The sequence below is a fragment of the Bartonella sp. B41 genome (assembly GCF_053795765.1).
On the sequence record NZ_CP200037.1, the window covers coordinates 1,265,292 to 1,279,346 of the forward strand.

The window sequence follows — 14,055 nt, forward strand, 5'->3', positions numbered from 1 at the left end:
CTTAAATTTTATGTATTCATTGAATCAAAGAATTCACTATTATTTTTCGTTTGTTTCAATTTATCAATCAAAAATTCAATCGCATCTATTATATTCATAGGAGCTAAAATACGGCGAAGAACAAAAATTTTATGTAAATCTTGCCGTGCTACTAAAAGCTCTTCCTTACGTGTTCCAGATTTCAAAATATCCATAGCTGGGAAAATACGCTTGTCTGCAACTTTTCTATCAAGAACAATTTCTGAATTACCTGTTCCTTTGAATTCTTCGAAAATAACCTCATCCATGCGACTTCCTGTATCAATTAAAGCCGTTGCAATGATAGTTAAAGATCCACCTTCTTCAATATTGCGTGCTGCACCAAAAAAACGCTTTGGACGCTGTAAAGCATTTGCATCCACACCACCCGTTAGAACTTTACCTGATGAAGGAACAACTGTATTATACGCACGCCCAAGACGAGTAATAGAATCGAGAAGAATAACAACATCACGTCCATATTCAACCAAACGTTTAGCTTTTTCAATAACCATTTCTGCTACTTGTACGTGACGTATAGCTGGCTCATCAAAAGTAGAAGAAACTACCTCTCCTTTTACAGATCGCTGCATGTCAGTAACTTCTTCTGGTCGTTCATCAATTAAAAGGACAATAAGATAACATTCAGGATGATTAGTTGTTATAGAATGAGCAATATTCTGAAGTAAAACCGTTTTTCCCGTTCTAGGTGGTGCTACAATTAATCCCCTCTGTCCTTTTCCTAACGGAGATATCAAGTCAATTACTCGCGACGACATATCCTTATCCATAGGATTTTGTATTTCCATTTGAAAACGCTCATTTGAATAGAGAGGTGTAAGATTATCAAAATGGATCTTGTAGCGGATTTTTTCAGGATCTTCGAAATTTATAGTGTTAATTTTAAGAAGAGCAAAATAACGCTCTCCTTCTTTTGGACTGCGTATAGGACCCTCAACTGTATCTCCTGTTTTTAAAGAAAAAGATTGGATTTGCATAGGAGAAAGATAAATATCATCCGGACCTGGAAGATAATTAGCATCAGCAGAACGCAAAAAACCAAATCCATCTTGTAAGACTTCAACAACTCCTTCTCCTATAATCTCTACATCCTGTGACGCAAGTTTTTTTAAAATAGCAAACATCAACTCTTGTTTGCGCATCAAAGAAGCATTCTCAACTTCTAACGTTTCAGCAAAAGAAACAAGCTCAACTGGATTTTTACTTTTAAGTTCTTGTAGTTTCATTTCTTGCATGAAATACGCTCTTTTATAGGTAGGGATTTTTTTTAATTAATGGAAAAATTAAGAATGAAACACTCTTGAGAAGAAACTATTGTATACTTAACTTTTTCAAACTGCAAGCACCATTCATATGGTTTATTATTCATAAATAATACAAAAAAATTTAAAAAAAACTATTTATAAATAAAAATATCATATTCAATAATTAGTGTAGCTTAAATTGGATTTAAAATAAGTTTTATATTCCAAATTTATATTTTTAAAAAAACATATTAATTTTTATTATAAAGATATGTATTATTCTTATTAGAGTCTGTGTTTAATGTGGATTACCATTTATACCTATGTCATCCTCAGGTTTATCCACAAAAGAAAAATATAAAAAATAAAGCATAAATATCTCTTTAAGAGAATTATTCCCATTCACAAAAGAGAAATGAGCTTATTTATTATAGTTTAAATAATTGTTTATAAAAACAAGAAATTTTTACCAAATTTTAGTTTTATAAAAGGAAACGATGGTGTATGCACATTTGTTAACAAGGAGTTAATTTTTTTGTGACAAAAGAAAAAAAATTCTTTCATTTGCACATGCTTTCTGATGCTACAGGAGAAACTTTAATATCTGTTGGAAGAGCTGTGGCATCACAATATACTATGAATCAGGCTATAGAGCATGTTTATCCAATGATTCGTAATAAAAAACAGCTACAAAAAGCTCTTGATAAAATCCAAAAAAATCCAGGAATTGTCCTTTATACAATCGTTGATAACGAAATAAAAACACTTCTTAGAAAACAATGTGAAAGGATGAGAGTTTCTTGCATTGATATACTATATCCTGTTTTAGATGCTTTTCAGTCATACCTTGGTACGCCAACAAATTTACGAGCCAGTGCACAGCATGATCTTAATGCAGATTACTTTCGTCGTATTGAAGCATTAGATTTTACAATAGAACATGATGATGGGCAATTTACTAATCGTTTATCAGATGCAGATGTGATCCTTGTGGGAATTTCTAGAACTTCTAAAACTCCAACAAGTATTTATTTAGCAAATCGTGGAATAAAAACTGCTAATATTCCTCTAATTCCAGAAATAAATTTGCCAGAGGCTCTTTTTGAAGCAAAAAATGCTCTAATAATTGGTTTGATAGCTTCTGTCGAAAGAATTTCGCATGTTAGACAAAACAGAGATTTTGGAAATGATTTAGCTACAGAGAGCTATACTAATCGTCTTAGTATAGCTGAAGAATTAGTTTATGCAAAACGTATTTTTGAGCGTTTTTGCTGGCCTGTTATTGATGTTACAAGGCGCTCTATTGAGGAAACAGCTGCAGAGATAGTTTCACTTTTGTCACGGTTTCGTGAAAGAAAATAAGGTAAATTTTTTATGGTAACAAACATGTTAATATTAGCATCCCTTAGTTCTTATCGTGCACAATTATTAAAAAAAGCAGGATTAAAATTTTCTATTGAAGGATCTTCCTTAAATGAAAGAGAAGTAGAAAAAACAGTAAAAATAAGAGATCCTAAAGAACTTAGCTGTTTTCTTGCAAGGTCAAAAGCGAAAAATGTTTCTGATCGTTTTCATAATTCTTTTGTAATTGGCTGTGATCAAGTATTTGATTTAGAAGGTAAAATTTTTCATAAAGTCACAAATAAAAAGGAAGCATGTGAACGTTTATATGCTTTATCAGGCAAAAGTCATTTTCTTCATAGTGCTGTTGCTTTATTTCATAATGGTAAAGAAATTTGGGTTGAATCTTTTAGTGCCCATATGCATGTACGTTCTCTTTCATCAAAATTTATTGATAATTATTTGGCTCATATAGATAGAGATGTTTTAAGCAGTGCGGGAGTATATCAAATTGAAGGAGAAGGAATTCGTCTTTTCGAAAAAATTGATGGAGATTTTTTTACTATAGTCGGTTTACCTTTACTACCTTTATTAACTAAACTGCGTCAGTTAGGAATCATTAATGACTAATTCAACAAAAGAATATAGGAAGATGATCTGTCGACGTGCTTTTGTTGTCGGATATCCTATTAAACATTCAAAATCTCCAGAAATTCATAACTTTTGGCTTAAGCACTATAATATACAAGGTGAATATATAGCACAAGAAATAACATCTGAAAAATTTAATGATTTCTTCATATCTATACAAAAAAAAGGATTTTGCGGGGGAAATGTTACTTTGCCTTATAAGCAAGAAGCTTTTCGTTTAGCCACTTATAAAGATGAGGTATCAACAAAAATTGGTTCTGTTAATACGCTATGGTATGAAGGAAATAAACTTTGTGCTACGAATAGTGATGCTTATGGTTTTATGGCCAATCTTGATGATTATTATCCAAATTGGGCTGGAGGAATAGCTCTTGTTTTTGGCGCAGGAGGAGCGGCTCGTGCTGTTCTGTATGCCTTAAAAAAACGTAAATTTGAACGTATTTTCTTATTTAATCGTACGAGACAACGTGCAAATGAGTTGGCTGAACATTTCGGAAAACCTGTTGAAGTTTATGATTGGTATGATGCCAATAATATACTTTTCCAAGCTGATTTGATTGTTAATACAACCTCCATAGGTATGGAAAATTTCCACGATAAAAAAAAAATCTCTTTTTTAAATTTTAATAAAACAAAAGAAACAGCATTGGTGACAGATGTTGTCTATACTCCATTAATAACTCCTTTTTTACAACAAGCAAAAGCACATAATCTAAGAATAGTTGACGGATTTGGTATGCTTTTACATCAAGCAGTTACTGGTTTTGAAAGATGGTTTGGAATAAGACCAAGCGTAACGAAGGATTTAAGAACAGAAGTTTTAAAAGATATGGGTGAAAATAAAAAATGAAAATTATAGGTCTTACCGGTTCAATTGCTATGGGAAAATCAACAGTTGCCGATTTTTTTAAGGAAGCAGGCATTTCCGTTTTTAGTGCTGATGAAATTATACATCAGCTTTATGATAGCGAGCCAACTTTATCTTTCATATCACGAATTTTTCCTGATGCTATTGAAAATGGTAAAGTTAATCGCTTGAAATTATCTGAAATTTTTATCAATGATAGTAAAAAATTACAAACATTTGAAAAAATGATTCATCCTTTAGTAGAGAATAAAGAAAGAGAATTTATATGTGAGGCGCATAAACAGAAAAAAAAGTTGGTTGTCCTTGATATTCCACTCCTTTTTGAAACGAATAGTGAAAATCGTGTGGATAGTATAGTTGTTGTATCTGCTTCATTTAAAATACAAAAAGAGCGTGCAATGATTCGTCAAAATATGAGCGAAAAAAAGTTTGAATTTATTAATTCTAGACAAATACCTGATGAAAAAAAACGAAAACTTGCCGATTTTATCATTGATACAGGGAAGAATTTGGAAAGTACACGTCAACAAGTTTTCTGCGTAATAGAAAGTTTGCTAAAGAATTAAAATGATGCGTGAAATTATTTTTGATACAGAGACAACAGGATTAGATAAAGAAAAGGATCGTATAATAGAAATAGGTTGCGTAGAGATGGTTAATCGCTATCTCACAGGACGTCGATTCCATGTTTATCTGAACCCACAAGGGGTTATAATTTCTGACGAAGCCATAGCAATCCATGGATTAACTAATGAACGTTTAAAAAATGAAAAAAGTTTCAATGATATTGTTAGCGATTTTTTGGAATTTATTGATGGTGCAACAATGATTGCACACAATGCGAGTTTTGATATTGGTTTTATTAATGCAGAACTAGGACGAGTGAATCAACCACTGATAAGTGTTGATAATATTCTTGATACATTGGCTATGGCTCGACGTAAATTTCCTATGGGACCTAATTCCCTTGATGCTTTGTGCAAACGTTTTGGAATCGATAACAGCCATCGTGTTCTTCATGGGGCTTTACTTGATGCAGAGATTCTTGCTGATGTTTATATCGAGTTAATTGGTGGAAAACAGGGCGTATTCATTTTTGATGACAATGAAAATATTAACACAAATGCTAAAAACGACAAAAGTATCCTTTACTCAGTCAGTGTGCGTCCGCAAGCTTTATCCCCAAGGTTGAGTGCAAAAGAAATAGATTTGCACGCTGATTTTATTAAAAAAATGGGTGAAAAAGCTCTATGGAATCATTTCAAGATTCAATAAAGGTATTATTCTCTTATTTTAAACTGTTTGTAAAAAAAAAACGGCCGTTGTGGGGAGGGGAACACCACAACGACCATGTCGCTACACTGTACCTCAGCTATCATAGGAGGAGCAAAATGAAAGCTATTATATCCTGTAACAGCAAATAAAAGCTCTAGGTACTGAATATAAACCGCAACGACATTGTGCTCTTGTAAAAACAAAAAATGGCTTTTTAGAGGCAATTAAATAAGTTTTTAAATTAAGAGTAACAAATATATAAAAGTAAGTTGTTTTTGACTAAAATGGAGAAATGAAGTTGTCATGAAAGCAAAAGATCATCTTTTTTTGATTGATGGATCAGGTTATATTTTTCGTGCTTATTATGCTTTACCACCTTTAAAACGTAAAAGAGATGGACTTCCAGTAGGAGCTGTAGCTGGTTTTTGCAATATGCTATGGAAATTACTTTGTGATGCTCGCAATACAGCTTCTGGTGTAGTTCCAACACATTTTGCTGTTATTTTTGATTATTCATCCGATACATTTCGTAAGCAAATTTATCCTCAATATAAATCCAATAGATTAGAACCTCCTGAAGATCTTATTCCTCAATTTTACTTGATACGCCAAGCAACAAAAGCTTTTAATTTACCTTGTATTGAAAAAGAAGGATTTGAAGCAGATGATTTAATTGCAACCTATGCAGAATTAGCAACAAAGATTGGTGCAAAGACAACAATTATTTCTTCCGATAAGGATTTGATGCAATTAGTGAATACGAATGTATCTTTATATGATGGAATGAAGGATCAGCACATAGGTGTTTCCGAAGTTATAGAGAAATGGGGTGTAGTGCCTGAAAAAATGGTTGATCTGCAAGCTTTGACTGGAGATACGACAGATAATGTTCCAGGTATTCCAGGAATTGGTCCTAAAATTGCAGCCAAATTATTGAATCAGTTTGGATCGCTTGATTTTTTGTTACAACATGTAGAAGAAGTTAAACAGACAAAACGACGCGAAAATATTAAAGCTTATATTGAGCAGGCAAAAATTTCTCGCGAATTAGTCCGTCTTAAAAAAGATGTTCCTGTAGATAATGATTTAGATGATTTTATTTTAGAGCCACAAGATGGACCACGCTTAATAGCTTTTCTTAAAGCTATGGAGTTTACAAGTCTAACGCGTCGTGTAGCAGAGAAAACAAATTGTGATGCAGAAGCGATTGATGAGATTGATGTAAATGTTGAATTGGTAGATCCTTCATCTCAATTTTATATTAAAAAAAGAGAAATAAATAAAAATGATTCAGTATATATTCATGATTTTTCTGAAAATTCCCCACAAATTTTTGCACAAAAACGTATAAGTGAAGCTTTGATACAAAAAATAACAAAAGATTCTTATATGACTATTCTTGATGAAGAAATTTTAAGAAAGTGGTTATCAGATGCGCAAGAACAAGGATTTTTTGCTTTTGATACTGAAACTACTTCACTTAATCCTATGAAGGCAGAACTTGTTGGTTTTTCGCTAGCATTACAGCCAGAAAAAGCAGCATATATACCGCTTGAACACATTGAATATGGAAACGATTTTTTGGACGGAAGACGTATTGTAAAACAAATTGAAAAGAAAAAGGCTTTAACACTTTTAAAACAGATATTAGAAAATCAAGCAATATTAAAAATTGGACAAAATATAAAATATGATATGTTAGTCATGAGACAGTATGGAATTGATATCTGCTCTTTTGATGACACAATGCTTTTATCATATGCTTTGGATGCTGGATCTCTGAGCCACAGTATGGATGCTTTATCTGAACGGTGGCTTAAGCATAAACCTATTTCTTATAAAGATTTGAAGCATAAAGGAAAAAAAATTTCTTCTTTTGCTCAAGTAGACTTGCGACAAGCAACCCTCTATGCTGCAGAGGACGCTGATATAACGCTACGTTTATGGAGAGTTTTAAAACCACAACTTGTTGCTAAGGGAATGGTAAGAATTTATGAACGTCTTGATAAACCACTTGTAAAAGTTATTACAAGAATGGAAGAACGCGGGGTTCTTGTTGATCGTAAAATTTTACTACATCTTTCAGAAGAATTAACACAATCTTCTTTTATTCTCGAAGAGGAAATTTATAGGTTAGCTGGCGAAAAATTTAATATTTCTTCGCCAAAACAGTTGGGTGATATTCTTTTTGGAAAAATGGGACTATCTAAAGGGATTAAGACCAAAAGTGGACAATGGTCAACTTCTGCACAAATCCTGGAAGAGTTAGCTTCTGAGGGTCATATTTTACCACGTAAAATTATTGATTGGCGCCAACTGGTGAAGCTAAAATCTACCTATGCAGATTCTTTACCCTCCTATATTTTGCAAAAAACAGGACGTGTCCACACAAATTATTCTCTAGCAATAACATCAACGGGAAGATTGTCATCATCAGAACCTAATTTGCAAAATATTCCAGTGCGAACTATTGAAGGACGCAAAATACGAACAGCTTTTATTGCTCAAAAAGGACATGTACTATTATCAGCTGATTATAGCCAAATTGAATTGCGTGTCCTTGCTCATATTGCTGATATTACATCATTAAAAAAAGCTTTTGAACAAGGTCAAGACATTCATGCTATCACTGCATCACAAATGTTTGGTGTTGCAATAGGAAATATGAATTCAGATATACGACGACGCGCAAAAGCTATTAATTTTGGTATCATTTATGGTATATCTGCTTTCGGGTTGGCTAATCAATTGGGTATTTCTCGGCAAGAAGCTAGCAATTACATCCAACTTTATTTTGAGAGATTTCCAGGAATTAAGGATTATATGGAAAAAACTAAAATATTTGCACGAAAAAATGGTTATGTAGAAACAATTTTTGGACGTCGTATTCATTATCCAGAAATAAAATCATCTAATTTACAAGTGCGTTCTTTTAATGAAAGAGCAGCTATTAATGCACCGATACAGGGATCAGCAGCAGATATTATTCGTCGTGCTATGATTCATATGGAAAATGCTTTGGAAAAAAAGAAATTATCAGCAAAAATGTTATTACAAGTACATGATGAACTAATTTTTGAGGTGCCAAAAGACGAGAGTAAAAAAACGATAGATATCGTTAAAGTAGTTATGGAAAATGCTACAATGCCAGTTTTATCTTTATCTGTACCCCTTGAAGTAAAAATAACAGAAGTTAGAAATTGGGGTGAAGTACATTAATTTTTAAGAATGGTTGTTGCATAAGCGAGATTAAGATAAGCCTTTATAGGCAAATGATCTGATGCGATGCGTGCAAGTGGTGAGTTATGATTTTCAATGCTTGTTACAAGTTGGTGGGGAAAAGCAAAAATTCTATCAAGAGCTAAAAAGGGAAAGCGAGAAGGAAAACTTGCTACAGTTCCAATTTTGCCATCAAAATAGGGAGAAAAATTATTTAAAGATGAGCCTTTTCCTGTTCTCCATTCATTAAAGTCTCCAATGAGCAATGTGGGCATAAGAGGGCGTTTTTGTATAAGAGTAAGAAGCGTTTTTGTTTGTTTGTTGCGGGAATGGCGAAATAAGCTAAAATGGGCAGCAATAATACGAATGGAGCCAGATTCCATTTCCAATTCCACAATTACAGCACCGCGAGGTTCGATTCCAGGAAGGGTTATTTGTAGAGTATCACGTATACATCCTCGTCGCAAAAAAATAGCATTTCCGTGCCAACCGTGGCCATTAGGTGACATGGTATCTAGTGGTACTGGAACAAGTCCTGTTTCTTTTTTTAACATTTGGAGATCAATCAATCCAATACGCTCACCAAAACGTTTATCTGCTTCTTGGATGGCAAGAATATCAACTTTCAGTTCGGAAATAACATGCACGATACGATTAGGATTAAAAACTTTGTCAATGCCTATGCATTTGTGAACATTATAAGAAGCAGCCGCTAGATCATAATTATTATTTATATTTATTCCATGGGGTTGATGATTAAAATGTCTACTAACTGCATTTGAAAAAAGATCATGGAAATTCTTTTTAATAAGTTGAGTAAACCAGAATTTTTTTTCATTAGATCTATTTGTCATTTTACGAAAATAGTAGTGCAAAAATGAAAAAGATAAATGCCTGTACTAAAAAAAAGAACCTCGTTTTTACAAAAAAACAAGGTTCTTCAAATATACAATGATTGTTACAATCAATCACGCTTTGATCCAAGAAACTGTATCAAAAAAACAAATAGGTTAATAAAATCAAGATAGAGACTCAATGCACCCATAATAATTTTACGACCCTGAGCATCACTTGTATCTCCTTCATAATACATTAATTTGATGGTTTGTGTATCGTAGGCCGTTAGGCCAGCAAAAACAAAGACACCAATTACTGAAATAGCAAATTGCAAAGCACTTGATCCAAGAAAAATATTAACAATCATGGAAAGCATTAAGCCAATCAAGCCCATAAAAAAGAATGATCTCATTGCTGTAAGATCACGCTTTGTCGTATAACCATAAAGAGAAAGAGCACCAAAAGATGCAGCGGTAATAACAAATGTCTGTACAATACTCTCTGTTGTATAACGCAAAATGATCGAAGATAGCGAGAATCCTACGAGAGCAGCATAACCCAAAAATAGGTTGCGAGCTGCGCTTGTACTCAGCGTATTAATTTTAAAGCTGAGAAACAACACTGCTATAAGTGGTGCAAACATTACAATGTAAGCGAATGGCGATGTATAAAACGTTACTCCAAATGAAGTTAAATAAAGATTACTGCCGATTTTAGCAGCTGCTTGGTTCATATCCGTTGTCGTTGCCAATGATGCAATTGCATACGCGGCAGCAGCTGTAATAAGCAAGCCAACAGCCATTATATTGTAGACGCCCAGCATATAACTGCGCAATCCTTGATCAATTGATGCATCGGCATGAGAAACAGACGCCGAACGTAAATTTTTTAAATCAGACATAATAAAAAGTCCTCTAGCATATGTTTCATTGGGCATGGGGCTAAAAAGGATTTGTATCCTAACAACAGCAGTTCTGTATAAGCTCCTACTTAGCAAATACAAAAAACCCCAAACGCTACTGGAAGAATTCCAGCGTACCTCTCCTTATTATGGAGATTTATTTTAAAATTACAAGAGACTTTTATTGATGTGAAGGCTTATAAATTTGTAATAAAAAATTTCATTTTAATAAGAATATTTAGGTCCTTTCTTGCCATATTTTGTACAAAATAAAAGTTTATAAGGAGAAATTTTTCTAAAAAAGAAAAATTATGAATGAAATTAAGAAAAAGATTGATGAATAAACACCGTAGATACAATAATTGTTTTCACTAAAAAATTGCTCATTAATAGGTATTAAAAAATAGAAAATATTATTTACCAAATTAACAAACTTCAAAGCGAACATATAAGTGTTTGTGCATCCGATAATTTAGTCAATATGGTAAAATTATAAATACTTATTTAGAGGTATAGTTAGAATGGTATTTTCCTTTGATCCATATATGCGACTCTTCAATAAGTATGGCTATGACACCGATCGTTATAAAGGTATCCGCAAGGTTAAAAATAGCAAAATAAAATACATCATCAATGTGGAAGAGTATATAATCGATTACGTAGTGAAAATGAATTCGGTCAATAAGATTGCCAATTGCTCCGCCAATGATGAGAGTAAGACCGAATCGTGAAAGAGGCCTATTGTATTCCGTATATTTCAGCAGCCATAAAAGAAAAATAATAATGCCTAATGTGGTGGCAATGAGTCCCCAATGAGGAACGAAGGAAAAAAATGAAAAAGCAATACCAGAATTGCGTACATGGTAAAGAGAAAGAAAGGGAAGAACAGGAATAGCCGTTCCTATGATTAGATTGTGTATAATCCAGTACTTTACAGCCTGATCCAATCCTATTGTAATAATCAAACCAAGAAGAAAAAAAAATAAAGATTTGCATGTCATATTTTGACCTCGCGTGGTTCAAGTGTTAAATAAGGACGACGTATCTCGTAGAGCATGATAGCTGTTGCTACCGCTAAATTAAGTGAATCAGCACGTCCACTTTGTGGAATTCGCGCCAGCTGATCGCAACGATTCGCAAGAATTTCTGGTAGGCCCTGTTTTTCATTTCCCATTAAAAGTATGATAGGACCATTTTTGAAGTCAATGGTGCGATAATCGGTAGATCCCTTTAGATGTGTGCCAACGATCATGCCTTTAAAATCTGCAGACCAATTTAAAAAAGAACTTTCATTAAAACGATAAAGAGGTATCGAAAAAATAGACCCCATTGTTGCACGTACTGTTTCAGATGAAAAGGGGTCGGTTGTTTCACCTATTAAAATGATTCCTTTAGCTCCTACTGCGTCTGCAGTACGTATAATTGTTCCAAGATTGCCCGGATCACGTACCCGATCAAGTGCTACATAAACATCTTCTATTTCTATTTGTTTTTTTATTGTTTCATGTGAATGCCACTGTTGTTTGAAAATGCCAATAACTGTTTGTGAATTATCACGCCGAGCTATAGATTCCATAATCTTTTGTGAAGTCTTAATAACAAAGCCACCACTGGCTACAGTGCGTGCAGCGGTATTTTCGATTGCAGGATGATTAATTTCATTTTTGGAAAAAATAAGTGTTTGTATTTTCCATCCTAGATTTAAAGCATCAATCACCAATTTAAGTCCTTCTGCCATGAAGAGACATTTTTTATTACGGTTTTTCTTTTGGTTGAGTGCTTTAATGTCTTTTATGATAGGATTGCTAAGAGAGCTAATTTCTTTTACTTTACCGACTTTTTGTATAGACATATTTAGAAAATCCAGCGGCTAAAAAGGGAAGTAGAAAGAGCGCGTCCGGCAGTTTCTTCACGCAAAATAAGTTCTCCTGATTCAACTGTGCCACCAATATTTACGAATTCATCACACATCAAAGTATGAAAAGTGTAGAAGGAAGCACGAATAGAGTAGGCTGTAAGTATGACACTAACAGGCCTATCAGATAAGAGATTACGACAGTGCGAGATCATTGCTGGTAGGTGATCAAATAATTGCCAAACTTCGCCATGTGGCCCACGTCCATATGCAGGAGGATCGAGGATGATCATATCATAAGTTTTTTTGCGACGCAGCTCTCGTTCAACAAATTTTACAGCATCATCACAAATCCAACGAATAGAGCGATCTGATAATCCTGCTTTATCTTGATTAGCTTTTGCCCAAGAAATAGCTTTTTTAGAAGCATCAACATGAGTAACATTTGCACCTGCACGTGCACCAATTAAGGAAGCAATGCCCGTATAACCAAACAGATTTAACAATTTTATAGGACGTGCAGCTTTGATAATTTGTTCTTCCATTGAGCGCCAATGAGCATCTTGCTCAGGGAAAACACCAACGTGGCGAAAAGAGGTGAAGCGGCCTAGAAAAGATAGTCCATTCCAAGAAAGAGGCCATGTTTCACCAAGTTGTTTTTTGGGAAAATACCAACGACCAATGCCTTCTTCATCTCGATTACCTGTAAAAATTGCATCAATATTTATCCAGTGTTTTTGTGATAAAGACGGCTTCCACAGTGCTTGGCTCTCTGGACGAATAATTCGATATGTACCATAACGCTCCAATTTTTGTCCATTACCAGAGTCAATTAAAGCATAATCTTCACTAGCACTTGTTTCCAAAATGAGAGGCAATTTTTCTTGCAGATACATATTTTCGCGGTAAGATTGAAGACGTTAAAAGAACATGATTTTATATCATGATAAAAAATATTTTTTAAAATGTATACTAGAGGGATATGGAATTTTCATTATAATACAAAAATCTAAATCTTGTTAAAGAATTAAAGAAAATGTGAAAAAAGAAAAACAACTATTTGTATGCTTTTTAAAACAAAAAAGGGAAAAGTTACACTAAAGCGTCATTCTTTAACATCAGCGGTCGATGTTTTTAGTTTCTCAAGTTTAGCTTTACTCTCTCTAAGAGCCTTCTTGCATTTACGATGTGAAAACCAATTAATTATACTACTTAACAGAACACCAAGACCAAAAAAAACAAAAAGCCATATAAAAAAAGGAGCTTGATAGGTAAACTGTTCAGATTTTACCTGAAAAGGGTCAAGCGTTAGCGTAACTGCTTGGCGATTAGCTACAATAAGAGCGATCAAGAGAACTATAGGAGGAACTAAAATAATTGCCAAAAGGATGCGTTTTATTGTCATAAGCTTGCTCATTGGTTAAGTCTATCGCGTAAATCTTTACCAGTTTTAAAAAAAGGAATCCATTTTTCTTCAACTGCAACGGTTTCACCAGTTCGAGGGTTGCGTCCGTTACGAGCTGATCGACTTTTTACAGAAAAGGCTCCGAAGCCTCGTAGTTCAACTCGATTGCCACCGGCAAGTGCTGCTGATATTTCTTCAAAAATAGCATTCACAATATTTTCTACATCGCGTTGAGAAAGATGCGGGTTATGACGGGCAATAATTTGCACAAGCTCTGATTTAACCAAAATAACCTCTCTGTTCATAAAAAAGATTTTCTACAATTGTGAACTTCACATATGCACATTACATATATAAGCGAGTGAAAGCAAAATAAAATCAAGAAAAAACAATTTATAATAAGCAAAATTTGAGAAGATG

Annotated in this window: 14 protein-coding genes; 6 read left to right on the forward strand and 8 right to left on the reverse strand. The window is 33.7% G+C overall.

The features are described from left to right. Positions 1-8 precede the first annotated feature (8 nt). Entirely contained in the window at positions 9-1,274 is a 1,266-nt protein-coding gene (rho, locus tag V4P54_RS05590; protein WP_455477041.1) for a transcription termination factor Rho, read from the reverse strand. 546 nt (positions 1,275-1,820) lie between these two features. Here rho and V4P54_RS05595 point away from each other — a divergent pair. The 6 genes from V4P54_RS05595 to polA all read left to right on the forward strand — a co-directional run bounded on the left by V4P54_RS05595 (position 1,821) and on the right by polA (position 8,637). Next, positions 1,821-2,645 (forward strand): pyruvate, water dikinase regulatory protein, encoded by an 825-nt coding sequence (locus tag V4P54_RS05595; RefSeq protein ID WP_455477042.1) that lies wholly within the window; start codon positions 1,821-1,823, stop codon positions 2,643-2,645. 12 nt (positions 2,646-2,657) lie between these two features. Continuing rightward, complete coding sequence (locus V4P54_RS05600) at positions 2,658-3,254, forward strand: Maf family nucleotide pyrophosphatase (RefSeq protein ID WP_455477043.1); 597 nt, start codon at positions 2,658-2,660, stop codon at positions 3,252-3,254. Then, positions 3,247-4,125: a shikimate dehydrogenase gene (locus V4P54_RS05605; protein WP_455477044.1), complete on the forward strand. Its 879-nt coding sequence runs from the start codon at positions 3,247-3,249 to the stop codon at positions 4,123-4,125. Before V4P54_RS05600 ends, V4P54_RS05605 begins: the two co-directional genes overlap by 8 nt. Continuing rightward, positions 4,122-4,709 (forward strand): dephospho-CoA kinase, encoded by a 588-nt coding sequence (gene coaE / locus V4P54_RS05610; RefSeq protein ID WP_455477045.1) that lies wholly within the window; start codon positions 4,122-4,124, stop codon positions 4,707-4,709. The genes V4P54_RS05605 and coaE overlap by 4 nt, the downstream gene beginning before the upstream one ends. A gap of 4 nt (positions 4,710-4,713) precedes the next feature. Further along, complete coding sequence (gene dnaQ, locus V4P54_RS05615) at positions 4,714-5,418, forward strand: DNA polymerase III subunit epsilon (RefSeq protein WP_455477699.1); 705 nt, start codon at positions 4,714-4,716, stop codon at positions 5,416-5,418. Positions 5,419-5,721: 303 nt separating this feature from the next. Beyond that, positions 5,722-8,637 carry a DNA polymerase I gene (gene polA, locus V4P54_RS05620; protein ID WP_455477046.1) on the forward strand — a complete coding sequence of 972 codons (2,916 nt, stop codon included), beginning with the start codon at positions 5,722-5,724 and terminating at the stop codon, positions 8,635-8,637. On the opposite strand, the gene V4P54_RS05625 is transcribed toward polA, so the two are convergent. The 7 genes from V4P54_RS05625 to ihfB all read right to left on the reverse strand — a co-directional run bounded on the left by V4P54_RS05625 (position 8,634) and on the right by ihfB (position 13,922). Next, a complete protein-coding gene (locus V4P54_RS05625; RefSeq protein ID WP_455477047.1) occupies positions 8,634-9,491 on the reverse strand; it encodes an endonuclease/exonuclease/phosphatase family protein in 858 nt (285 codons plus the stop codon). The two genes, polA and V4P54_RS05625, sit on opposite strands and share 4 nt — an antisense overlap. A 110-nt stretch (positions 9,492-9,601) precedes the next feature. Further along, positions 9,602-10,375: a Bax inhibitor-1/YccA family protein gene (locus V4P54_RS05630; RefSeq protein WP_455477048.1), complete on the reverse strand. Its 774-nt coding sequence runs from the start codon at positions 10,373-10,375 to the stop codon at positions 9,602-9,604. 500 nt (positions 10,376-10,875) lie between these two features. After that, a complete protein-coding gene (gene lspA / locus V4P54_RS05635) occupies positions 10,876-11,376 on the reverse strand; it encodes a signal peptidase II (RefSeq protein ID WP_455477049.1) in 501 nt (166 codons plus the stop codon). Beyond that, a complete protein-coding gene (locus tag V4P54_RS05640) occupies positions 11,373-12,227 on the reverse strand; it encodes a TrmH family RNA methyltransferase (protein WP_455477050.1) in 855 nt (284 codons plus the stop codon). Before V4P54_RS05640 ends, lspA begins: the two co-directional genes overlap by 4 nt. A 2-nt stretch (positions 12,228-12,229) precedes the next feature. Next, entirely contained in the window at positions 12,230-13,126 is an 897-nt protein-coding gene (locus tag V4P54_RS05645; protein ID WP_455477051.1) for a class I SAM-dependent methyltransferase, read from the reverse strand. 209 nt (positions 13,127-13,335) lie between these two features. Further along, on the reverse strand, positions 13,336-13,635 hold the full coding sequence (locus V4P54_RS05650; RefSeq protein WP_455477052.1) for a LapA family protein: 300 nt from the start codon (positions 13,633-13,635) through the stop codon (positions 13,336-13,338). 8 nt (positions 13,636-13,643) lie between these two features. Further along, the gene (gene ihfB, locus V4P54_RS05655; RefSeq protein WP_455477700.1) at positions 13,644-13,922 is read right to left on the reverse strand and encodes an integration host factor subunit beta; all 279 of its coding nucleotides are present in this window, start codon (positions 13,920-13,922) and stop codon (positions 13,644-13,646) included. Positions 13,923-14,055 lie beyond the last annotated feature (133 nt).